Annotated in this window: 20 protein-coding genes; 14 read left to right on the top strand and 6 right to left on the bottom strand. The window is 46.7% G+C overall.

What is annotated here, in order from left to right:
- Positions 1 to 157: 157 nt before the first annotated feature.
- The 3 genes from VC28_RS04000 (at position 158) to VC28_RS03990 (ending at position 6,449) form a co-directional block, all read left to right on the top strand.
- Complete coding sequence (locus VC28_RS04000; protein WP_049629513.1) at positions 158 to 2,776, top strand: TonB-dependent receptor; 2,619 nt, start codon at positions 158 to 160, stop codon at positions 2,774 to 2,776.
- A gap of 127 nt (positions 2,777 to 2,903) precedes the next feature.
- On the top strand, positions 2,904 to 4,010 hold the full coding sequence (locus VC28_RS03995) for a glycoside hydrolase family 53 protein (RefSeq protein WP_082191400.1): 1,107 nt from the start codon (positions 2,904 to 2,906) through the stop codon (positions 4,008 to 4,010).
- A 36-nt stretch (positions 4,011 to 4,046) separates the two neighbouring features.
- Positions 4,047 to 6,449 carry a glycoside hydrolase family 2 TIM barrel-domain containing protein gene (locus VC28_RS03990; protein WP_231591639.1) on the top strand — a complete coding sequence of 801 codons (2,403 nt, stop codon included), beginning with the start codon at positions 4,047 to 4,049 and terminating at the stop codon, positions 6,447 to 6,449.
- A 114-nt stretch (positions 6,450 to 6,563) separates the two neighbouring features.
- On the opposite strand, the gene VC28_RS03985 is transcribed toward VC28_RS03990, so the two are convergent.
- Together VC28_RS03985 and VC28_RS03980 are read right to left on the bottom strand one after the other, a co-directional pair.
- Positions 6,564 to 7,145: a PEP-CTERM sorting domain-containing protein gene (locus VC28_RS03985; protein ID WP_049629512.1), complete on the bottom strand. Its 582-nt coding sequence runs from the start codon at positions 7,143 to 7,145 to the stop codon at positions 6,564 to 6,566.
- 288 nt (positions 7,146 to 7,433) lie between these two features.
- Positions 7,434 to 8,309, bottom strand: coding sequence for a LysR family transcriptional regulator (locus VC28_RS03980; RefSeq protein ID WP_304413522.1), 876 nt, complete (start codon positions 8,307 to 8,309; stop codon positions 7,434 to 7,436).
- A gap of 71 nt (positions 8,310 to 8,380) precedes the next feature.
- On the opposite strand from VC28_RS03980, the gene VC28_RS03975 reads away from it, so the two are divergent.
- The 3 genes from VC28_RS03975 (at position 8,381) to azu (ending at position 10,207) form a co-directional block, all read left to right on the top strand.
- The gene (locus VC28_RS03975) at positions 8,381 to 9,367 is read left to right on the top strand and encodes an NAD(P)H-dependent flavin oxidoreductase (protein ID WP_049629511.1); all 987 of its coding nucleotides are present in this window, start codon (positions 8,381 to 8,383) and stop codon (positions 9,365 to 9,367) included.
- Positions 9,368 to 9,410: 43 nt separating this feature from the next.
- The gene (locus VC28_RS03970) at positions 9,411 to 9,632 is read left to right on the top strand and encodes a hypothetical protein (protein WP_049629510.1); all 222 of its coding nucleotides are present in this window, start codon (positions 9,411 to 9,413) and stop codon (positions 9,630 to 9,632) included.
- Between the two features lie 128 nt (positions 9,633 to 9,760).
- Positions 9,761 to 10,207: an azurin gene (gene azu / locus VC28_RS03965; protein ID WP_049629509.1), complete on the top strand. Its 447-nt coding sequence runs from the start codon at positions 9,761 to 9,763 to the stop codon at positions 10,205 to 10,207.
- Positions 10,208 to 10,276: 69 nt separating this feature from the next.
- Here azu and VC28_RS03960 read toward each other — a convergent pair whose 3' ends face one another.
- The 4 genes from VC28_RS03960 to VC28_RS03945 all read right to left on the bottom strand — a co-directional run bounded on the left by VC28_RS03960 (position 10,277) and on the right by VC28_RS03945 (position 15,105).
- The gene (locus tag VC28_RS03960; protein ID WP_049629508.1) at positions 10,277 to 10,714 is read right to left on the bottom strand and encodes an Rrf2 family transcriptional regulator; all 438 of its coding nucleotides are present in this window, start codon (positions 10,712 to 10,714) and stop codon (positions 10,277 to 10,279) included.
- 27 nt (positions 10,715 to 10,741) lie between these two features.
- On the bottom strand, positions 10,742 to 11,941 hold the full coding sequence (locus tag VC28_RS03955; protein ID WP_049629507.1) for an NnrS family protein: 1,200 nt from the start codon (positions 11,939 to 11,941) through the stop codon (positions 10,742 to 10,744).
- A 275-nt stretch (positions 11,942 to 12,216) separates the two neighbouring features.
- Entirely contained in the window at positions 12,217 to 12,843 is a 627-nt protein-coding gene (locus tag VC28_RS03950; RefSeq protein WP_049629506.1) for a redoxin family protein, read from the bottom strand.
- Between the two features lie 84 nt (positions 12,844 to 12,927).
- Positions 12,928 to 15,105 (bottom strand): protein-disulfide reductase DsbD family protein, encoded by a 2,178-nt coding sequence (locus VC28_RS03945; RefSeq protein ID WP_231591638.1) that lies wholly within the window; start codon positions 15,103 to 15,105, stop codon positions 12,928 to 12,930.
- Between the two features lie 308 nt (positions 15,106 to 15,413).
- Here VC28_RS03945 and VC28_RS19485 point away from each other — a divergent pair, with 308 nt between their 5' ends.
- From VC28_RS19485 to VC28_RS03910, 8 genes are all read left to right on the top strand, one after another.
- A complete protein-coding gene (locus VC28_RS19485) occupies positions 15,414 to 15,590 on the top strand; it encodes a YezD family protein (protein ID WP_082191399.1) in 177 nt (58 codons plus the stop codon).
- A gap of 102 nt (positions 15,591 to 15,692) precedes the next feature.
- Positions 15,693 to 16,943 (top strand): porin, encoded by a 1,251-nt coding sequence (locus tag VC28_RS03940; protein ID WP_049629505.1) that lies wholly within the window; start codon positions 15,693 to 15,695, stop codon positions 16,941 to 16,943.
- A gap of 137 nt (positions 16,944 to 17,080) precedes the next feature.
- Complete coding sequence (locus VC28_RS03935) at positions 17,081 to 18,073, top strand: sulfate ABC transporter substrate-binding protein (protein WP_049632146.1); 993 nt, start codon at positions 17,081 to 17,083, stop codon at positions 18,071 to 18,073.
- Positions 18,074 to 18,280: 207 nt separating this feature from the next.
- The gene (gene cysT, locus VC28_RS03930) at positions 18,281 to 19,162 is read left to right on the top strand and encodes a sulfate ABC transporter permease subunit CysT (RefSeq protein WP_156184279.1); all 882 of its coding nucleotides are present in this window, start codon (positions 18,281 to 18,283) and stop codon (positions 19,160 to 19,162) included.
- 2 nt (positions 19,163 to 19,164) lie between these two features.
- Positions 19,165 to 20,061, top strand: a complete 897-nt coding sequence (gene cysW / locus VC28_RS03925; RefSeq protein ID WP_049629504.1) for a sulfate ABC transporter permease subunit CysW — start codon at positions 19,165 to 19,167, stop codon at positions 20,059 to 20,061.
- Positions 20,062 to 20,214: 153 nt separating this feature from the next.
- Positions 20,215 to 21,273: a sulfate/molybdate ABC transporter ATP-binding protein gene (locus tag VC28_RS03920; RefSeq protein WP_049629503.1), complete on the top strand. Its 1,059-nt coding sequence runs from the start codon at positions 20,215 to 20,217 to the stop codon at positions 21,271 to 21,273.
- Positions 21,274 to 21,547: 274 nt separating this feature from the next.
- Positions 21,548 to 22,813, top strand: coding sequence for a sigma-54 interaction domain-containing protein (locus VC28_RS20060; protein WP_049629502.1), 1,266 nt, complete (start codon positions 21,548 to 21,550; stop codon positions 22,811 to 22,813).
- A 10-nt stretch (positions 22,814 to 22,823) separates the two neighbouring features.
- The gene (locus VC28_RS03910) at positions 22,824 to 24,182 is read left to right on the top strand and encodes a hypothetical protein (RefSeq protein ID WP_049629501.1); all 1,359 of its coding nucleotides are present in this window, start codon (positions 22,824 to 22,826) and stop codon (positions 24,180 to 24,182) included.
- Positions 24,183 to 24,185 lie beyond the last annotated feature (3 nt).

Below are 24,185 nucleotides of genomic sequence, written 5' to 3'. Positions count from 1 at the left end.
GCCGCTTATTTGGGCGACATACAACAGCCAGCGGTTTTTCAATGCCCTCACTATTCATCATACAAATACAGCCGCAGTGCTTGACTTATCTTAACCCTTCAGCAAAAATAGCTTATAAATATGATTTATATAACAATCAATAAAGAGAGGACATATTATGAAGCACACGCCATCAATTCGCTTTCCCCGTACCAGCCTGTTTTTAGCCATGAGCCTGCTAGCGCCGCTGGCATCAGCCCAGGATACCGCCGCGGACAACTCCGTTGAGGAGGTTGTCGTAACCGGTATGCGCGCCTCATTAGAGAAGGCCATTGCCGTCAAGCAACAAAACACCAAGGTGATGGAAGCCCTGGCGATGGATGATATCAACGCCACCCCTGCTGTTACCATCGCTGAAGCACTGGTTCGTCTGCCTGGCATTAATGGCTCGCGTGACCGCGGCAATGAAAGTCAGGCGGCCATCCGTGGTCTTGGCCCACGAATGGTGTTGGGCACCGTGAATGGCCGTGAAGCCGCAAGCCCCGAGCCTGGCCGTGCCATCCGCTACGAACAGTATCCATCTGAATTGGTATCGGCAGCGGAAGTTTATAAAACCCAATCTGCCGATTTGGTAGAAGGCGGGATTGCTGGCACCATCAACCTGAAAACTATCTCTCCCCTTTCACACACTGGCCCTGTGGCAACTGTGCGTGTGGGTGTGCAGCACAACGAAAGCGCGGAAGACATTCCGGATTACAACCCGCTGGGCAACCGGTTTAGCGGTGCGTTTGTCCATCAATTCAGCGATACCTTTGCGGTCGCGATCGGTGCCTCAACCCAAACCCAAAAGAACGCTTATGGCTCCCTGCAAGGCTGGGGTTACAGCACCGGTAATTGGGATCTGGATGGACAAGGTTCTAACGGCAACACGCCATGGGGTGTTGCGGCAGAAATGAAAAAGCTCGATACCGACCGCGATGGCGTGATGACCACTTTTGAGTGGCAGGCGAGCGATGCGCTTAACGTGAAATACGATGTGCTCTACACCAAATTTGCGATGGACGAGCAGCAAAACCAAACCTGGGCACAAGATATAGGCTTGAACCCGGGCCCTTGGGGCGGTTGGGGTATAGAAGACACCAATGCCGATGGCCGCCCGGATAATCTGTTAAGCAATGTGGTGATGGATGGCAACAAAGCCGTCGCTGCCACCATTAATGGGTGGGAAGGCCAGATCCGCCACGTGATTGGCGCGTATCAACAAGAAAACAGTGGCCTTACCCAGGGTTTGAAATTCAGCCACACCGGTTTTGACAACTGGCAAATCGATGTGGATCTATCGCACTCCACTGCTGAGCGTGAGAACTACTGGAACGCGATTTATCTGGATCAGTACGCCGAAACCTGGAGTTACGATACCCGCGGTCGCCCTTCTATCACCGCACCCGATGGCTCACCACTGTTGTCACCAGAAACAGCGGCTTACAACTGGATTGGCAACGCCAACGAAGGTTCAACGCTGGAAGACAAATTGCAAAGTGCGCAGTTTGATATCAAACGCGATCTGGATGCAGGCCACTTGCGTGCACTGAGCTTTGGTGCGCGCACTGCTGACCGCGAGAAAGAAGTGATCTGGACGGATTTCAGCATGAGCCGCAGTGTTGATAACGGCATCGCGGTCGCCTTCCCCGAAGGTTTCCTGAGCAGTTATACGCTCGGCGCTTTCGATACGATTCCGTTCCTGAATGCACCGTCTTACGCAAAAACCGCTGAACTTATCTATGGTGGCGTTGCGTTTGATACGGCTGCCGTCAATGAAAGCCGCTATTGGAAAGTCGATGAACAAAACGATGCGGTTTACGTCAAGCTGGATTTTGAAGGCCAACTCGGCGGCTTGGATTACAACGCAAACATCGGTGTGCGTCAGGTTGATATCAGCACCAAGAGTTACGCATTAAACGGCGAGCATGTCGATAACGATTTCTCCAAAGCCCTACCAAGCGCCAGCTTGAACCTGGATTTGGATGACACTCGCAAATTGCGCATTGGTGTATCGCAAGCGATTTCACGCCCACCACTGGATGAGTTGCGCGCAGGTCAATATATCAGCGCGATCAACACCGGAAGCTCCGGCGGCGCAGGTAACCCGTTATTGGATCCATTCACTGCCGACCAAATTGACGTTGCTTATGAATGGTATTTTGCGTCTGAATCGCTCGCCGCATTGAGCCTGTATTACAAAGATATTAAAAATTATATTGGCAACGCGACGGTGGGTACCTTCACCAGCCAACAAGGTACATTTGAAATTTACGGGCCAGTGAATGGCGATGGCGGTTACGTGCGCGGTGCAGAAGTGACCTTCCAAATGCCATTGGAATTTTTACCCGTTGAAGGCTTTGGTATTTATTCCAACTACGCGTTTGCCGAATCCAATATTTATGAATTCGCGCCTTCAGATAACCCATTACCTATGGCCGGTCTGGCAAGGGATACCGCAACGCTGGATTTGTGGTACAGCAACTACGGTATTGATGCGCGCTTGGGGTGGAAATACCACTCGGCTTACACCAGTGCGTTCAGCTGGGACAGCTATGACCTGACCACGCTGGATGCAGAATTAGGTGTTGGCCTGAGCCTCGCGTATGAAATCAATGAACATTACAACGTGCGTTTTCAGGTGTTTAACCTCACCAACGAACCACTGCGTCTGACGCAAAATAATGATTCAGGCAACCTGAAACGTTTTGATGATTATGGCCGCAGTTATTTGCTGGATTTCACCTGGAAGTTGTAAGCATTGGTTTCTGCTTTTTTGTTTTGTCATGAATGAACCCTTAGTTTACGGCTGCTTCGGCAGCCGTCTTTTTAATACGGGAACATTCTGGCCTCTGCGAAACTATCCCTAATAAAAAAGTATGTATATGAAAAACTGGCTAACAAAATTCCTGTTTATTTTTGCGCTCATCCCTGCGTCTAATTGGGCAGCGCAACCCTTCTATGTCGGTGCTGATTTATCCTACGTTAATGAAATGGAAGATTGCGGTGCGGTGTATCGGGATAAAAATAAAAAAGTAGATCCATTTACACTCTTTGCCACTAAAGGAGCCAACCTTGTGCGCGTCCGCTTATGGCATAACGCACAATGGACAAAGTATTCAAACTTGGACGATGTCAGCAAAACGCTGCAACGCGCCAAAAATAACAACATGAAAACCTTGCTGGATTTTCATTACTCAGACACTTGGACAGATCCGGAAAAACAATTTATCCCAAAAGCCTGGGCGCATATCACCGACACCAACGAATTAGCCAAAGCGCTCTACGATTACACGACTGAAACACTATCAGCCTTGGATAAACAAAATCTGCTGCCCGATATGGTGCAGGTAGGCAACGAAACCAATATTGAAATATTGCAGCAGGAAGCCAGTATTGTTCACGGCATTCCGGATTGGCAGCGCAACGCCACCTTGTTAAACAGTGGCATAAAAGCCGTGCGCGATTACAGTCTGGCAAACGGAAAAAATATCCGGATTATTTTGCATATCGCCCAACCGGAAAATGCACTCTGGTGGTTTAAACAAGCCAGTGAAAATGGCGTAACTGATTTTGATATTATCGGGCTCTCGTATTACCCACAGTGGTCTACTTACACCCTGCCCCAATTACCCGATGCGATTAAAAAATTAAAAGGCATTTACGGCAAAGAGGTTATGATTGTCGAAACCGCCTACCCCTGGACGTTGGAGAATTTTGACAAAGCCAGCAATGTATTGGGCAAGCAAGCGGTACAACCTGACTTTCCTGCGACACCTAAAGGCCAGGTGCTGTATCTGGTAGCATTGACCCAATTGGTTAAAACCGCCGGTGGCTCAGGAGTTATATACTGGGAGCCAGCATGGGTCAGTACCCGTTGCACCACTTTATGGGGCAAAGGCTCGCACTGGGAAAATGCCAGCTTTTTCGACGCAGCAAAACGCAATAATGCACTGCCAGCGTTTTTGTTTTTCTCTACAAACTACAAATAAAAGACACACATACCAAGATCGACAAGTGAGAGCCATATGAACAACATACTAAAAAAATTATTGGGGAAAAACCTGCCTCCGCTCCATCGTCTGCGAACCGGGTTAATGGGTTTGGCACTGTGCGGATTCATAACAGCCTGTTCCCCCACACCCGATCCTCGCCTTGCAGCGATTGCAGCCAATGACCAACCTTACAATACCGGCTGGCAATTTTTCCGCAGTGAAAACGCATTGGATTTAGCCACCGCCCAACAACATCAAGATTGGCAAACCATACAAATTCCTCACACACCTAAAATTGAACCGCTTGTTGTGAATGAACAATTCCAGGGCGATGCCTGGTACAAAAAAGTCATCACGCCGGAAGCCGCCTGGAAAGAAAAACAAATCGCACTGAAATTTGAAGCGGCAATGAATGTTGCCGAGGTATGGCTTAACGGTGAAAAACTCACCACCCATGTTGGCGGCTATTTACCTTTTACGGTCAATCTCACCGAAAAATTAAAATGGGATTCTCCAAACGAGTTGATGGTAAGACTGGATAACCGCGATAACCCCATTACCGGGCCAAAGCCATTAAAAGATCTGGACTTCAATACCTACGGCGGAATTTATCGCTCGGTACAATTGCAGATCAATAACGATTTGCATATCACCGATGCGGTCGCCGCCGGTAAAAAAGCCAGCGGTGGTATTTTTGTTACCTATCCGCAAGTCAGCAAAGAACAAGCGATGGTGAGAATTCAGACTCACGTTTATAACGCTCACTATGACCCTAAAAAATTCCGTGTAGTACAGCGCTTGATGGATGGCGAAAAAGTAGTCGCAGATCAAACCAGCCCACTGCTTTCTATTACCGGAAAATCCGATCAGGAAAATATTATTGAATTACCGGTAACACAACCGCGTCTGTGGTCACCCAAAACTCCCAACCTATATCAATTAGTGACGCGCGTTTATGAAGGCGATTCACTGGTGGATGAAAAAACCACACGCATCGGTATCCGTGAATTCAAATGGGTTGAAGGTCAATTATTGATTAACGGTGAAAAAACATTTTTGCGCGGCGTGAACCGCCATCAGGAATATCCTTATGTAGGTTATGCAACCTCTGATGCAGCCGATTACCGCGATGCGGTGAAAATAAAATCGGCAGGCTTTGATTATGTGCGTCTATCGCACTACCCGCACTCCCCTGCCTTTATGGCTGCAGCCGATGAATTGGGACTGGTATTGCTGGATTCTATTTTAGGTTGGCAATATTTTTCTGAAGACCCTGCATTTCAGGCACAGATCCAACAAACCTGCCGCGACCTGATCCGCCGCGACCGCAACCATGCATCGGTCATGGCATGGGAGTGTTCACTCAACGAATCCTGGATGACAGAACCTTTTATCGATTCATTAACCAACATTGTTCACGAAGAATATCCGGGATCAATGTCTGCCGGTTGGCAGGAATACGGTTACGATATTTATTTACAGGCGCGCCAGCATCGCCTGGAGCATTACCAAGAGCCGAATAAACCTTATATCGTCAGTGAATATGGCGATTGGGAATACTATGCGATGAATGCAGGTTTGAACCAAACCGCGTGGGCCGATTTATTACAGGCAGACAGAAGTAGCCGCCAATTATTGAGCGACGGTGAAAAGCGTTTGTTGCAACAAGCATCCAATATTCAGGAAGCGCACAACGATAATTTTAATACGCCCGCTTTTGCCGATGGCTATTGGGTGATGTTTGATTACAACCGCGGTTATGCACCAGATCTGGAAAGCTCGGGCATTATGAGTATCGACCGCTTGCCAAAATACAGCTACTACTTTTATCAAAGCCAGCGCGATGCCAATGAAGTCTCCGACAAATTTGCCTCTGGCCCTATGGTATTTATCGCGAGCGAATGGAACGAGCATTCATCACTGGATGTGCGCGTATTCAGCAACACCGATGAAGTGGAATTAATCCTCAACGGAAAAATTATCGCCAAACAAACACCAGACCAAAACAACAACAGCAAAAATCTCAAGCATCCGCCGTTTACTTTCAAGGTAGATAAATTTGCCGCAGGTGAGCTCAAAGCGATTGGTTATATCGATGGCAAAGCCGCTGCTGAATACAAGGTCGTTACCCCAGGTGAAGCTGCGCGCTTGCGCATGTCAGTGGATACCAGTGGCAAAGCGCCGCAAGCCGGTGTGAAAGATGTGGTGTTTGTGTATGCGCAACTAGTGGATAGCGATGGAGATCCACTGCGCAGTAATAACGTACCGGTCAATTTCTCGCTCACTGGCAGCGCAACCTTGATAAGCCCTGCAGAAGTAGTCACCAGCAATGGTATCGCCAGTGCGCTGATTGAAATTGGTGATTCATTAGCAGGCATTAAACTGACCGCAACATCCGACAACTTACCTGCAGCAAGTTTGGACATTGCGCGATAACATGCTCAAACCCAACAGGTTTTATAACGTTTTTTACAAAGCCTAACGTAAACATAAAAAGCCCCTTTTTTCAGGGGCTTTTTATTTGCCTTACCGACCCGAAAATGATTTCTACTAACGGGCTCGCTTACGTGCAAAACCAAGCGCAGCAATACCCAAACCAAACAACGCAATTGACCAAGGCTCAGGAACACTTGTGCCGATATTCGTAAACACAAATTGATGATCGTTGTAATCAAAATCACCCAGCTTTGGTAAATCCTCAAAACCAACATAGGTTCCCACAGGAATCAAACTATCGCCGCCAAAATCAGTGGCATAGGCGTGATTTTTTGAATCGGAATTAAACCAGGCAACTGAATACCAAGACGAGCTGGTGCTTAATACCTGCAATTCAAACATCAAGGCATCGCCTGCATTTGCAGTGCCCAACACAAGAGAATCACCGTAAACCGAGGTATCGTTTTGCAGCCCATAAATACCCGTTGATATTCCATTAATCCACAAACCAATCCTGCTGACATAACTTGCACTGGTGGCAAAAAAATACGCCGTAATATCACCATCCGAAGCAGCGACAAACGAATTTTCAGTCGCTTCAAAACCAACGTCGGGGTACGGGATGGGGCCTGCTTGCGCAGATAAAGCCAAACACGAACATAAAGCAGCGGAAACAACACTCAAATGTTTTGACATAACCAATCTCCATGTAATGAGACAAAATGAATGTAAGGCATGAGATGACGATCACTAGCATTAACATGGACGGCAAAAAATATGCCACGAAAATTCAATATAAGAACACCATGGCGTTATAAATCAATCTGCTAAAAATAAACATTTCCTCCCATTTTCAGGGGATTATCTCTGCTCTATGGTGCGCATACTGATTTGTTCAGTGCAACTTTTACAGAAAACCGCACCGCAATGATGCAATGGAGTGTGAGCTGAAAATTGGTACTTATGTAATGTGATTTAGAACTGTTATCGCCATACAATTTTTTGCCGGGAAATCGCACGCAAGTTTTCAATCGCTTTATGAACTGTTTCGGATGTATCGCTATCGCGATAGATTGCATAAATTGGGTAAATAAATTCAGGGGCGTTGGGGACCAAAAACAACTTATCTTCTTCAATGTAACGCTGCACCACTCGCGCACGAAAATAGCCCGTACCGGAACGCTGCAATAAATACTCTAGCGCTAACAAACCAAAATCAATCGACAGTTCTGCGCGGCGTTTGCCAGGGAATGCAGAATCGTGTTGCTGCTCATATACAGGCCCCCAATCAACGTAAATATAAGGTTCAGGTATGGCGGCTGACACCATCACTAACTTTTCTTCCAATAATAATTCGATTTTTAGTCCCGGTAGATATTCAGGGCGGTACACCAACGCAACATCCAGCACACCGTGACTGACACGACTAATTAGCGAACTGGCTTCACCCGTCTCGACTTGAATAGCCAGAGCACCGTAACTGGAACGCAAATCGGATATCCAATTCAGCAGCAGCGGATTCCACAAAGCCAACTCCCCACCAACGGAAATGGATTCAGTTTTGGCCTCTGGTAAGGGCACATCAAACTTTGCTTTTCCCCACAACTGGACAATCTGCATCGCGTAACTGACAAAACGCTCGCCTTCCGGTGTAAGGGATGCGCCAGCGCGGTTACGCACAAATAATTGGCAACCAAGTTGCGCCTCCAAATTTTTAATGCGCGCCGTCACCGTTGTTTGGGTGACATGCAGCCGCTCCGCCGTTGCAATAAAGCTACCGGAACGCGCGATATCCAGAAATGTTTTTGCTAGTTCAATATCCATCGATTTAATACCAATTTTTTTGATATTAAAGTGCATTTAAATTCATTATTCAATGTTGTTGATAGCCAATAAGATAAAACCAATGCCATAGAAACTATCTGACACCTATGTATCACCCCGCTTTATATACACCACTCACCGATTTATTAGGCTGCAAATACCCTATCCTCTGCGCAGGCATGGGAGGCGTCGCACGGCATAAACTAGCAGCTGCTGTGAGCAATGCTGGTGGATTTGGCTGTTTGGGAATGGTGCGCGAACAGCCGGAATTTATCCGCGAAGAAGTTCACCGCTATCGTTCACTTAGCAAAAAACACTTCGCGATCAATTTGATTCCCGCCGCTACACCTACAGAATTATTGGATCGCCAAATTACCGAATGCATAAGTCTGGGCGTACGTTACCTCGTATTTTTTTGGGATGTTAATAAAGACATCGTCCGTCGCTGTATTGATAACGGCATAACGGTAATACATCAGGTGGGTAGTAAAAAAGATGCCGAATTAGCACTTGAAGCTGGCGCCAGTGTTTTAATTGCGCAGGGCGTTGAAGCGGGCGGCCATGTGCGTGGCGATACTTCACTGTTTGGCTTATTGCCGGAAATAAGCGCACTGAGCCCTGTGCCTGTTGTTGCATCGGGCGGAATCACCACAGGAAAAGGCCTTGTAGCGGCACTCGCTTTAGGTGCACAGGGCGTAAGTTGTGGCACACTTTTTTTAGCCACCGAAGAATCCAACGCGCATGATTTTCACAAAGAAAAAATTATCCGCGCAAAAGCGGCCGACACCCTGCTCTGTTATGACTTTCATCGTAATTGGCCCATCAAAGCTGCAGTCCGCGTGCTAAAAAATGCCATCACTGAAAATCCTTACCACGATTACAAACATTTTCCTGATCGCGCTATTGGCGAACAGGATGGTGCAGCAATTTATCCATTCTCTACTGATTCACCGCTTAAAGGCGCAACAGGCGATCTCGCCTCTATGGCGCTTTACGCAGGCCAAGGCTGCGCAAATGTCAGGAAAATCAAATCAGCCGCAACAGTAATTGATGATTTTATGCGGCAAGCAAATCAGTATTTGGATCGTCTTTAGAAATTAATATGATCGAAAAGGTATGACAACAAGAGGTTAGTTTATGAATCCAAAAGCGATGTTGAACTATGCACACTGCACAATGGCCGCCACTCTGAGCCTATCATTATTGATTGTATACGTTACTTACGGATCAAACCTCATACTCACCATTCCCACCCAAGCAATCTTGCACGTTGGCCTGATTATTTTTCCCACATTTTTCAAAATCAGTTACATCATCCGCCTTAATGCGTTGAAGCAATTAGGGAAACCCGTCAATTAGTTCGTGCTATTGAGTAATTTATTGATTGATTTACTGATTTTTTTATTGATTATTGATGAGAAATATTCATGCACACAAATACTGCTGCATGGATATAAATTTTATATAAACCGACCGGAGACTATCCAATGAAATCAAAATCGCTCTTAGTATTTTTACTTTCCACGATTGCCAGTGGAGCAATGGCAAATGAATGCAGCGTGGCCATCACCTCAACAGATGCAATGCAATATGACACTAAAGCAATCACAGTGAATGCAAGCTGCAAAGAATTTACCGTCACCTTAACTCACGCAGGTAAATTGCCTAAAAATGTGATGGGACATAATTGGGTTTTGAGCAAAACCGACGATAAACAAGCGATCGCTTCCGAAGGTATGGCCGCAGGACTGGATAACAACTATTTAAAACCAGGAGATGCACGGGTAATTGCATCAACTCCGCTGATTGGTGGAGGAGAAACAACATCAGTGATCTTTCCCGTCAGTAAACTCAGTGCAGGCGTACCCTATACTTTCTTTTGCTCTTACCCCGGCCATAACGCCATCATGCAAGGCAGCCTGACGTTACAGTAATGCCACAATTGATCGAATACATATTATTTGATCAGATACACAACAGAAGTGTCGGCATGACTGGCACTTCTACAGCGCAATATCCAAAATACGGATCAACTCACGACGGGACGATGCAGGCAGTAAATCGGCCAGAGTATAGTCATCAAGCACTACAAAAAATGCATCCAATGCTTTATGCAATATTCCTTTTAATCGACACGCGGGCGATAGATTACATCCATCGCCATTAAAGCATTCCACCAATGCAAAATCTTCTTCAATATCGCGCACCAATTTACCAAGATTAATATCTTTAGGCTGACCATTTAAACGCAGACCGCCATTTTTACCACGTACCGCTTGCAAATAACCTTTACTGTTCAGCTCTTGTACCACTTTCATTAAATGGCTTTTTGAAATGTTGTAGCGCTCCGCGATTTCGCGGATTGTAGAAATTTCTTCACCTTTAAGCGCAACGTAAATCAGTGCGCGCAATGAATAGTCGGTATAACTGGTAATGCGCATGTATTTTTTATTCCCGTAAACTTGTCATTAACCCGGACGGCCATCTACTCTCGGGCGACTTAAAATAGGCCAGTAGAGGATCACAAATAAACTGAATGCAAAACACCAACCAGCTGCTGCGATCATCACACCTAATTGATAATCAAAACACCCCAGCGCAGCGCCAACACGGAACACAGCCGCAAGGGTAATACCAGCGTATATTAGCCATCCTAATTCGGGCAGTGTAAGGGTGCGACCAGTGTGCCCAAGGGCAACACGGGTCATTACGCCCAAAATTAATGTTCCCATCGCACCGGCCCCAAGTGCATGTTGCCAACTCGCCGGAACAACCCACTCAAATGCGCTTAACCCTTTAAGCAAGAGCGCAACTACGATCCAGGTGTAGCCAAGGTGTAGCACCCATACCAAGGGCTCACGCCAGGTATGCCACCCTTTCCAACCACACAAACGCCATCCGTTGAGCGCTGCCGCCACCAGTGCCAATATGCCGGTTAACCATGAGGCAGCAATCCATTCCACCGGAATCAACAATACTGTTATCACAATAGCCGCGCGATCCAACACCGGACGCACAATAACGGTTACGGGCACTCCATGATTGCGAAACCAATTGCCGGTAAACAGCGGAATAATACGACCACCGATCACTACCATCATTAACGTGAGCAATCCCATCGCCAGCATTTGGCCATGCTGTAGCCAAGCTGTCACACCCGTGTTAAATCCGATATGCATGAGCAGATTGGCCACCGCAAGCAATAAAATCATCCCGCCCAACGGCACATTGCGGCGATTGCCATGGCGGATCAATATCTGCAACACCAGCGCGGCCAAGGCCAATAAAAACAGCATGTCCAAAACGGCGACCAAAGGCAGCGGTAAATAACTGGACAACCACATCGCGATCCGCCCGGATACCCAAGCAACAACCAACAGCAACAACATCTTGCCCTGCACTGGCGGTGCACCTGTCCAATTGCAAATAGCGGTGAGAATGAATCCCGCAATTGCGGCGGTTGTAAACCCAAAAAGCATCTCATGGCTATGCCAATGCAGTGGCGACCAGCCCACGGGCAGGCCCAAGCCTCCGAATAGGAATGCCACCCAAGCAAGCACAATAGCAAAACCATAAAGCCCAACCAGTAAAAAAAATAGTCGGAACGGATAAGCAAATAATGTTTTGATCACGATTTTTCTCTCAGTACCTGTGGCAATAACTGACATCCAACATTTTCATCATTCGCAACATTTATATAACCCTATTACCCCGATGTTAAAGGCATAAAGATGGTCTTTCACGATGATTTGATTCATATCAGACTAAAGATTCATTTATTTTGCATCTTTTAAAGATACATGTAAAATAAATCTTTAAAATGGGTATTTACCACTGTCAAGAAAAGTAAAATCGTGTTGGGATCTGTGGTGGCAGCTTTTACGGCAACAAAAAAAATAGGCCGCAGTTGCGGCCTACAGTGACAATATAGAATGCATAGTGATTAGCTTGCATATTTAATGCTGCAACCGTAAGGAGCGGTGGTGGCATGTTTGATAGGCTCACCTGCACTAAGCGCTTCCAAGGCTTGTTTTACATAGGGAATTGCTTTGGGAATATCGGCTGGATCAGCGGTTTTAATACTATCTACACCGCCTTTGTAAACCAGAGTACCTTCAGCATTGATAATAAAAAAGTGCGGGCTGGTTTGGGCACCGTACAATTTACCAATAGTACCCTCAGCGTCAAGGATGGTATTGGTTGGTTTTGCGCCACGCTTCTCATTCAAACTTATTGCTGTTGCGCCATCTACATTGCCCTGTTTACCGGGAGCGGATGAAATTACTTGTAGCCATACAATATCGCCATTGGCGGTTGCTGATTTTTGCATGGTGGGAATATTTCCACTTTTGTCGTAGTGCTTAACAACATAAGGGCATTCATGATTAGTCCATTCCAACACCACTGTTTTGCCTTTTAAATCAGCGAGATTGATAGTGGTTCCGTCGGCTGCTTTTCCTGAAAAATCCGGAGCAGCTTTATTAACAACAGGATCAGCCACAGCACATGTGGACGCGAAAGCAAACACAAGACTGGCTAATGCGATTTTGGCAGATTGATGAAATAACATAATGACTCCTTTTGGACTTGTTAATAACACGGGTTAATAAAACATTTTCAAAACAATTTTTTTAAAACACGTTTTACAAAAATCCTATCGCTCACTCACCGCCGCAATAACAATATCCGGCGTTAATATCTGCGGAAGCTCTTTAGGCTTATCAGCTTGCCCCGCGGGGTAGAACACATACAGAGGTACACCACTGCGGTTAAATTTTTTCAAAAATGCAGTGATGGTCGCGTCCCTGTTGGTCCAGTCTCCTTTTAAATAGGTAATGCCCTGCTGCTCAAATTGTTTTTTTACTGCATCGGTACTGAGTGCAACACGCTCATTCACCAAGCAACTGATGCACCATGACGCAGTAAAATTCAGAAAAACCGGTTTTCCTTCCGTCAGTAATTGTTGCAAACGCTCATCGCTATAGGGTTCCCAATTTTCAGCTGCCGCTGGCTTTTGACCACTCTGTTCAGCTTCACCCAGTTGTTTAATACCACCCACAATCGCCAGTAGTAATAACACTAACGCAACAGCCATACCCAACACCCGCTGTTTATTGCTGCTATTGCGTGTAGCGTCATAAACCCATGCAGCCAGCGCAATCAGTAAACAGCCGCCCAGCGCAACAATGACTCCACTCGCGCCGGTTTGTTGTACCAACACCCACACCAACCAAATAGCCGCCGCATACATGGGAAATGCCAAAAATTGTTTGACGCGCTCCATCCACAATCCTGGGCGCGGCATCCAGCGTTGTACACGCGGCCAACAACTCAGCAATAAATACGGGAGTGCTAAACCAAAACCCAGGCTTAAAAATATTGCCATTAGTTTTACGGGTGGTTGCGCCAGTGCGTAACCCAACGCGGCCGCCATAAACGGTGCGGTGCAGGGTGTTGCCACTACAGTGGCTAATACTCCGGTGAAAAAGCTGCCGCTGTAACCGGGTTTTTCTGCGAGAGAAGAACCTACGCCTGTCACCGAACCGCCAATAAAAAACACGCCAGATAAACTTAAACCAACAGCAAATAATAAATACGCAACCAATAACACAAAAACCGGTGACTGGAATTGAAAGCCCCATCCAATTTGGTTTCCGCCTGCTTTTAATAAAATCAACAATAACGCAAGCACAGCGAAGCTGGTCAGCACACCCAAGGTGTACATATATCCCTGACGACGAATGACAACAGTGGAATGATGCGCATGGTTAACCAGTGACAAGGCTTTTATCGACAATACCGGAAACACACACGGCATCAGATTTAAAATAATTCCACCCAGCAGCGCCAATAACAACGCACTCGCAAAACTGATTGGTGAATCATTTGCTGGGTTATCAGCTGACAAGGCTTGCACTGGCACCTTGATTTCATAACCGCGCGCAATGCCCTGCTGCTCGCGGATCACCAACACACCCGCCAACTCATCACCTACTTCAGCGGGCGCATCTCCGGTTGGAATAGTTAATTGAATTGCATCAGTCAGGTTTTCACGTTGTTGTAACTCACTCTGACGAATGCGCCCCCAATCGTAGGGATAAAACCAAATATCGCTCACCTGAGCAATTTGCTCTGCCGATAAACCGATACGCAGTTGCAAACTGCCTGCGCCAGTGTCGGTATCGATTTCACTTTGCAGTGCACTGATTTCCCAAGGGCTTGCGATAGGTACTTGCGCCAATGCCGTTTGGATCAGTGGGCTGCCCTCACCCGCTTCAGCTTTACTGCTCACCACGGGCAGTGATAACGCCAATTCGACTTGTTGAGGAATACATTCTTCTTTACACACCAACCAATCCACCAGCGCATAGGCGGTGAAGGTGTCGCCGACAGCAAGAGATGACGGAACAGAAATTTTGCTGAGCAGAGTTACATTATTTTCGTAGGCGTAATTGGTAATTGGCCCCATGGAAAAACGGCTGGGCGATGGCCAGATAATATCGCTCGCGCTGGCACCTTCGGGCAGCGTCCATTCAATGGTGGTTGCATTACCGGAATCACCGGGATTAACCCAGTAGGTATGCCAATGGGGAATGATTTGCTGATGCACGCCCAGATAAATCTCGCCGCCCGGCACCACTGCATCAACAGAGGCCACCAGTTCTGCACGAACCTGCTCTGTGGCAGCGGTTGCGGATACTACCCGTGCGGAGCTTTCATCTACCTGTGTAGAAGTTTCATCAGTTTGCGCAGCGCAGACACTTGCTGCCAGCACCAGCAGCGCAAACACCATCCGCTCAAGGCTCACCCGCGCTAAAAACATATTCACCATAGGTGTAAAACCCGCCATTAAGATTATTGTGTGGTTAAAAACCCAGTACTAAGTGCAGGCACAAGGTTTACAGCCACTGACCCCATTTATCCACAAAAATTAATGCGATTAACAAAAATTCACATTGGATAACGAACAACCAACCCATGGCTGGTTCAATAACTATGCATAGATTAAAAACTACTGAGAAACCAACAGAGTTATAAGCTAATAAAAAAACAGTATTTTTGAAAATCAAACACCGCCACTAAGATGCGCCTGTCAGTCATTACTGCACATCAACACAGACTACTTAATGGATATGCACCATGGCCAACATTCAGGCAGGAGGTGAACAACACCTCAGTGAGATACTCAATGAAATAAAAAAACAACTGGCGCTATTGGAATACGGATCTTTAGAGATTCAAGTTCACAATGGACAGGTTGTACAAATTGAACGCCGTGAAAAAAAGCGCTGGGAAAAAAGTGTCAACACTCGCTAAGCGCATTTTTCACTGAGAAAAGATTCGATTAATATTTTTAAAAAACACATCAATATTTACTGACCGGACCACCGGAGGTGATATGACTATTTGGAGATTAGCATGTCATTTCATACTTTCTGGTCGGTTGTGCGATCAGCTGCTGTAACAACACATTTTCAACGCAACACCTTAACGGCCGCTATCGGTATTGCATTGTCTGCGAATGCTTTTGCAGGCTTTCCTACGCTGTACGGCAAAATCCATTTGACTGCCAATCAATATGATTTGGAAAAAATTGATTTTGCGCCTACGGCTACCGGTGCAACGACTTATCGCCACATAGGTGCTACCGGTATTACTACCGAACTGGATACGTTTGTATTGGAAAGCACTGGCTCACGCTTGGGCATTCAAGGTGATTTTGATGCGAATGCCAGTGTGCAAGTGTTTTATCGCCTTGAATACGGCATTGATGTAGATAACGGCACTAACAGCAATGGCCGCGAATTAAGTCAGCGCAATATTTTTGGTGGCTTGCGTGGCGATTGGGGTTCTGTACTGGTAGGTAAAAACGATACGCCGCTAAAAACCCTGCAAACCAATACCGTATTACGCTCCGATGTGGATCGCTTTAACGATTCTCCACTCGGTGATATTGGTACTTATATTGTGGGCGAAAATCGCCCGGATAACGTTATCCAATACACTTCGCCAATTTTATTTCGCGGGCTGGAAGTGAATATCGCTGCTATACAAGCAGAAGAAACCGGTGTGGCAGTAAATGCCAACAACCAACAAGATGATAATGGTTTTGCCTCGGGCAAATCCGTTTCAGTGACTTACGGCAAAGCCAAATGGTTTGTCGGTGCCGCAGTAGATTCCAATGTTGCCACAACTGATGCCATTCGCGCTGTCGGTGAAATTACACTGGGTGCGGTAAAACTCGGGGCGATTTATCAAACTGCCGAAGCCCACGACAGTGTCGATTCGCTCGGTGGCTTTTCTACGTTTGTCGGCACCAACGGCACCACTAACGGTGCACAAAATGGTTTGAACCCGCTCTCTGAATGGGACGGTGCCTCAGGCAACGCGTTTAAAGAACAAGACGGTTACATCCTCAATGCGCAATGGAAAATTGCTGGCCCCTGGCTTGCGAAAATCCAATACGCCAATTCAACCACCACACCCACCAATACCGCTTACCAGGATGCTGAGCTTGAAGGTATCGCCGTTGGTTTGGATTACAACTTTAATGCAGGCACACGTGTGTTTGGCTATTTCGCCAGTGTAGAAGTGAACGGAGATGAAAAAATCAGCACCAAATCTACTACTGATAGCACCGCAGCATTAGGTTTTGATTTCCGTTTTTAAAAGACCCTCACCCCTGCCCTCTCCCAAAGGGAGAGGGAGTAAGAACCCCTCTCCCTCTGAGAGAGTAACAGTCCCCTCTCCTTTGGGAGAGGGTTAGGGTGAGGGAAAAAATTCAATTTTCAAATGAGCACAAAATTATGAAATTGTTTACAAAATCTGTTGCCGTGATTGCAACCAGTTTATTAGCGGCGAGTGTATTCGCCAAAGACGTTACTTTACTGAATGTATCCTACGACCCAACGCGCGAACTCTATCGCGAATTTAATGCCGCGTTTGCCAAACACTGGCAAGAAAAAACCGGTGACACGGTAAAAGTGGAACAATCCCACGGTGGCTCCGGTGCGCAATCACGCGCGGTGATTGATGGCCTGCGCGCCGACGTTGTTACCTTGGCACTTGCAGGTGATATCGACCCTATCGCCAACATCGGCAAACTTTTGCCAAAAGATTGGGTAACCAAATTACCGCAAAACAGCGCGCCTTACACATCCACCATTGTATTTCTGGTGCGAAAAGGCAACCCAAAAAATATTAAAGACTGGGATGACCTGACCAAAAAAGGTGTAGAGGTTATTACTCCTAACCCTAAAACCTCCGGCGGTGCGCGCTGGAATTATTTAGGCGCTTGGGCCTTTGCTAAAAAACAAGGCAAAGACGATGCAGGCGCAAAAGAATTTGTGCGTGCACTGTTTAAAAACGTTCCGGTACTGGACACAGGCGCACGTGGCTCAACCACTACCTTTGTGCAACGCGGGATTGGTGATGTGCTTATCACCTGGGAAAACGAAGCGTTTTTGGCAGTAAATGAACTGGGTGAAGACGAAGTGGAAATTGTGGTGCCCAGTTTATCTATTCTTGCTGAACCGTCGGTTGCCGTTGTCGATGAAAACGCAAAAGCTAATGGCAATTACGAAGTGGCAAAAGCCTATCTGGAATATCTCTACACCAAAGAAGGCCAAAACATTGCTGCCAAACACTACTACCGTCCACGTGATCCACAAGTCGCAGAAGCCTACGCAAAAACTTTTCCAAAATTGGAGTTGGTCACGATTGATGATTTTGGTGGATGGGTAAAAGCACAGCCGGAACATTTTGGTGACGGCGGCATTTTTGACCAGATTTATCAATAAAACCAATCCCTCCCCAGCCCTCCCTTTTTCAAAGGGAGGGAGCTGAACGCCCCTTCGCACAGGGCCAAGGAGAGTAGCTCCTCCCCTTTGAAAAAGGGGAGGCAGGGACGACTGTATGGATACAGAAGGTAGAGCAATGCAGGAGCAATTGCCGAGGGGATTTAAAATTTCTGTTTCCTGACCACAGGTACCAAAAGAGATTTATCGATGAGTGAAACTTCCACGTCAACACTGCCAAGCGCGCCAGTTGTTTTGCCCAAAAATCCCTGGGTTAAAAAAAGCGTCTTACCCGGTTTTGGTTTATCGCTCGGCCTTGCCGCGCTCTATGCCAGCCTGATTGTCTTTATTCCACTCGCGGGACTGGTTTTAAAATCATTGGAACTCAGTTGGCCAGACTTGTGGGCGGTGGTCAGTAACCCACGTGCTGTAGCGAGTTATCAACTGACGTTTGGTGCATCACTCGCTGCCGCCACGATTAATTTATTTTTTGGTTTGATCATCGCTTGGGTGTTGGTGCGTTACGATTTTTTTGGAAAACGCGTAGTCGATGCATTAGTCGATTTACCTTTTGCATTACCTACCGCTGTAGCGGGCATTGCACTCACCGCGCTCTACACCACCAAAGGTTGGGTGGGGCAATGGTTTTGGTTGGCCGATATTAAAATTGCTTACACTTGGCTTGGCGTTACCGTCGCGCTCACCTTTATTGGTTTGCCTTTTGTGGTGCGCACTGTGCAACCGGTATTGGCCGATTTGGAAGCGGAAGTAGAAGAAGCGGCTGCAAGTTTGGGCGCATCGCGCTGGCAAACCTTTCGCCGGGTATTACTGCCTGCACTTTTGCCGTCATTGCTAACCGGTTTTGCACTCGCTTTCGCCCGTGCGATTGGTGAATACGGCTCGGTGGTTTTTATCAGTGGCAATATGCCGTACAAAACCGAAATCACTCCGCTGTTGATTATGACCAAACTGGAACAATTTGATTATGCCGGTGCGGCTGCACTGGGCACTGTCATGTTGATATTTTCCTTTGTGTTATTGCTGCTCATTAACCTGCTCCAGCATTGGAGCCATAAGCGCACAGGAGGTTAATCATGGCCGGTGCTGTTTCATCCTTACGTTCGACTAAAACCGGTGCTGCGCAGGCGGCCACCAGTGAAGCTACTTGGGTGCGGGTGTTATTGATCAGTGTTGCACTGACCTTTCTTGCGCTGTTTTTATTTTTGCCACTAGTGATTGTGTTTTCTGAAGCCTTTGCTAAAGGCGCACATGTGTATTTTGCCGCAGTCACTGAACCCGCTGCTGCGCATGCGATAAAACTGACATTGATCGCCGCAGCAATTGCAGTGCCTTGTAATGTTATTTTTGGTTTGGCGGCGGCATGGGCGATTGCCAAGTTTGATTTTCGCGGCAAACAATTTGTGATCACCCTGATCGATTTACCTTTTGCGGTATCACCTGTCATCGCCGGTTTGATTTATATGTTGCTGTTTGGCCGGCAGGGATTTTTTGGCCCTTGGTTAAACGATCACGATATTCAAATTATGTTTGCGGTACCGGGCATTGTGCTTGCCACTGTGTTTATTACCTTTCCGTTTGTAGCGCGTGAATTAATTCCACTGATGCAGGAGCAAGGTAAAGAGCAGGAAGAAGCGGCCATTACCCTGGGTGCAAGCGGTTGGAAAATGTTTTGGCGGGTAACCTTGCCATCGGTTAAGTGGGCACTGCTGTACGGCATGATTTTGTGTAATGCGCGCGCCATGGGTGAATTTGGCGCGGTGAGTGTGGTATCGGGAAAAATCCGCGAGCAAACCAACACCATGCCACTGCATATTGAAATTTTATACAACGAGTATCAATTCGCGGCGGCCTTTGCGGTTGCATCGCTACTAGCATTATTGGCGCTGGTGACACTGGTATTAAAAAGCCTGCTGGAATGGAAAGCCGCGCGTGAACATGAATTAGCCGTGCGCGCCGCAAGCGCCCAGTGATAAGATTTGACTACTTAAACCCTATTTTAGTGCTCCGTCGTCATACCCGCGCAGCGGGTATCCATAATGTAAAAACTGGATTCCTTCTACGCGTGAATGACGATGAGTAAAAAGAATTACTGTGCGAACAACTCTTTAAATTGAGAAAACTCTATGAGCATTCAAGTCCGCAACTTACATAAACAGTTTGGTCAGTTTACTGCACTGAACAATGTGTCTTTGGATTTCCCCACGGGCGAATTAGTCGCCCTGCTCGGCCCATCGGGCTGCGGAAAAACAACACTGCTGCGTATTATCGCCGGTTTGGAAAATCCGGATGCTGGCAGTGTGCATTTCCACGGTGAAGACGCCACTAACGTGCATGTGCGCGAGCGCAATGTGGGTTTTGTATTCCAACACTATGCGCTGTTCCGCCACATGACAGTGTTTGATAACGTCGCCTTTGGTTTAACCGTGCGCCCGAAAGAGACAAGACCTTCTGCCGATGCAATCAAAAAACGTGTGCATGAATTATTGGAATTGGTGCAGTTGGATTGGCTGGCCGATCGCTACCCGCATCAATTATCTGGCGGCCAACGCCAGCGTATTGCACTGGCGCGTGCACTCGCCGTTGAACCTAAAGTATTGCTGCTCGATGAACCCTTTGGTGCATTGGATGCAAAAGTCCGCAAGGACTTACGCCGCTGGTTGCGCCGCTTACACGACGAATTGCACATCACCTCCATATTCGTAACACACGATCAGGAAGAGGCAATGGAAGTAGCCGATAAAATCGTGGTACTCAACAAAGGCCAGATTGAACAAATTGGTACACCGGATGACATCTACAACAATCCGGCTAGCCCTTTTGTATACGATTTTATCGGGCAAGTGAATTTATTCCACAGCCGTGTGGACAATGGCTGGGCACATATTGGCGATTACAAAATTCCCGCACCGGAACATAACGACATTGCCAACCAACCCGCCATCGCTTATGTGCGCCCGCACGATATTGAATTAAGCGAACAGCAAAGCGATGGTGCTATTGCCGCGCGCATTGCCCATGTGAGCACTGCCGGTTCAGTACTGCGCATTGAATTGCTGCATCAATTGAACAATGAAGTGTTGCATGTGGAATTGCCGCGTGCGCAGGAACGCAGCCTGAATTTATCGGTAGGAGCATCGGTATATGCAAGGCCGACCAACTCGAAAGTGTTTTTGCAGAAATAACGGTTCTTCAATCGTATTTTGAAAAATTGCCTTACAAATAACACCGTAAGGATAAAACATTTAAAAGTGTTTAATTTACAACAAGGCGATGAAAAACCATCGCCTTTTTTATTTTTTCATGCTTATAAATAAGCAGAAAATGAGCTTAAACAAACATCCTGGCCGCATCGATTTTTTGTTATATGTTTATAGATTTAAATTACTTATTGCTACCGCTATTTATGAATAGAATGCTCCCATTATCACTCGTATTAACGTATGTTGAGGAATCACTGTGAGCCAGGAAAATAAAGCCCCTGTTCTCTTATCGTTGGAAGGTACCAACGCACAACCACTTTCGGTGCGAGCAAAAGCGCTGGTTTTTTCTGATCCAATTTCGGCAAGCTTACTCGAATATATTGAGCGCATTGCACCCAGTGAAGCGCCGGTATTGATTGGTGGAGAAACAGGAACCGGGAAGGAATTGGTTGCCCGTCATATCCATTTATTAAGTGGACGCAGAGGCCCTTTCCTTGCGGTTAACTGCGGTGCAATCAGCGACCAATTGGCAGAGAGTGAGTTGTTTGGTCATGAAGCTGGTTCATTTACCGGCGCAGTGGGTAAACGTGAAGGATGGTTTGAAGCTGCTAATGGCGGCACCTTATTTTTAGATGAAATCGGTGATTTGCCATTGCCACTGCAAGTAAAACTATTGCGTGTGCTGCAAGAAAAAGAAGTGGTGCGTATTGGCTCGCGCAAATCCATTCCGGTTGATGTGCGCTTAGTCGTTGCCACCAACGTTGATCTGGATTATGCAGTATCGGCCGGACATTTCCGTCGCGATCTGTTGTACAGAATTAATATTGCCCATGTGAAACTGCCCCCGCTGCGCCAACGTCCTGGCGATATATTGCCACTGGCAGAACATTTTTTAAAAACCTACAGCCAACGCATGGGTTATCGCCAGCCGCAATTTTCTCAGGATGCGGTGCAATTGTTGTTGAACTATGCCTGGCCGGGCAATATCCGCGAACTGGAAAATGTGGTGCATTTTGCATTACTGGTTTCCAGCGGCGATAAAATCGAACCTGCTCACTTAAAAGTGACCGGTGGATGGAATACTGGCCCAATCCATCAGCAAGTTCCCCAACCTGTGCATCAACCTTTTGTGAATTCCGGTGCGCAGACATACAACCTGAACACTGCAGGAGCCAATGTTCATTCTGCTTCGTTTAGCAATACAGAAAGCCATTCCAATAATGGCTCAGGCAATGGTGATGACCCGATGAGCGCTATTGCCAAACAATTGCGCCGTTTGTTTACTGAACAAGGCAACAGCGATCATTTTGATAAGCTGGAAAGTCTGATTGTGCATGAAGCATTTGCGCACGTACGCTCTAATCAGGTACACGGTGCTGCACTCTTGGGTATTTCGCGCAACGTTATGCGGACATTGTTAAAACGCCACGGTTTGCTTGCCGATACAGGATTTACACCAGCAGAAGAGCAATCTACACATAATGATGAATTACATTCATTGAATCCGGGTTATACAGGTTAACGATTGCCTCATGGATGTAACGATTGATACTGCGCCGCTTCCGCAAACCCCACAGCAGCAAGACCAATTGCATCGGGACCAATCGCATCAAGAATTGGATAATCATGCGGCCAGAATTCGCGCCAGCGGCATTCTGGCACGCAGCACTCACCTGCATAGTTTGTTTGAGTATTTATATCGTTGTCACCTCAACGGAAAAATACCAAAAGAATTGGAAATTGCTACAGAAGGCATGGGGCGTGAGGATTCGTTTGATGTAACGCAGGATGCAATGGTACGAGTATATGTACATAAGTTACGGCGCAAGCTCGATGAATTTTATGCACAGTACGGCGATGATTTTACGCATCGCCTGCATCTTCCCAAGGGAGAATATCGCCTGGTATTACAGGCAAGTGAATTACACTCTCGCCAATTACCGTCTCATGACGTACAGCATCATGAACTATTGCCTCATGAACTACGGAATCCAGAGCTGGAGTCGGCACAACCCTTCCATACCCGGAAAATTAATACCTTATTAGTCGTCGCACTGGTTGCATTAGTGTTCATCAATCTATTGCTGGTACTGCAAGGTAGAACATTTTTTTCCGAAGAAAAGGATTTACGCAATCAATTCATCTGGCAACCCTTGTTTGCCGACGGCCGCCCTATTCTTGTTGTTGTCGGCGATTATTTTATTTTTGCGGAGAGCGACGCACACGGCAATGTAAAGCGACTGGTACGTGAATTTGATGTTAACTCACCCAAAGAGCTATCCGATTATTTACAACTTAACCCCGAAGAAGCTGAGTATAAATTCGATATAGGGTTGAGTTATTTGCCCACCAGTACGGCTTATGGGCTCGGCAATATTAGCCCCATTCTCAAAGCACCTGATACATCAGTGCAAGTGATCCTTGCATCACAACTGTCAGCAGATGCATTGCGCAATTCGCACATTGTTTATATCGGTCATTTGAGCGGGCTGGGTGCTTTACATGATGCCGTATTCGATGCATCCAACTTTGCGATTGGCCAAAATGGTTTTGACGAATTAGTTGATACCAAAACCGGTGAAACTTTTGCCAATAGCAATGGGATTCCTGGTGAATTTAACAGTAAGAAAAATCACTTGGCTTATTTAGCTGCATTTAATGGCCCAACCAATAATCGGATTGTGGTTGTTGCAGGTTTACGCGATGCAGGCTTGGTAGAGCTAACCGATAGTATTACCAGCGAAGCGGCACTTGCCGAATTGCATTCACATCTTTCAGAGCTCAATTCACATCCGGAATCATCCGCATTTGAAGCGATTTACCAAACCAGTAGTTTTGGTCAAACCACCTCCCCCGCCACTATCGTCAGCGTAAAATTGATCAAGCCTTAACGC

The sequence above is a fragment of the Cellvibrio sp. pealriver genome, from assembly GCF_001183545.1.
Lineage (GTDB): Bacteria > Pseudomonadota > Gammaproteobacteria > Pseudomonadales > Cellvibrionaceae > Cellvibrio.
This window is presented reverse-complemented; position numbering and strand designations above follow the sequence as displayed.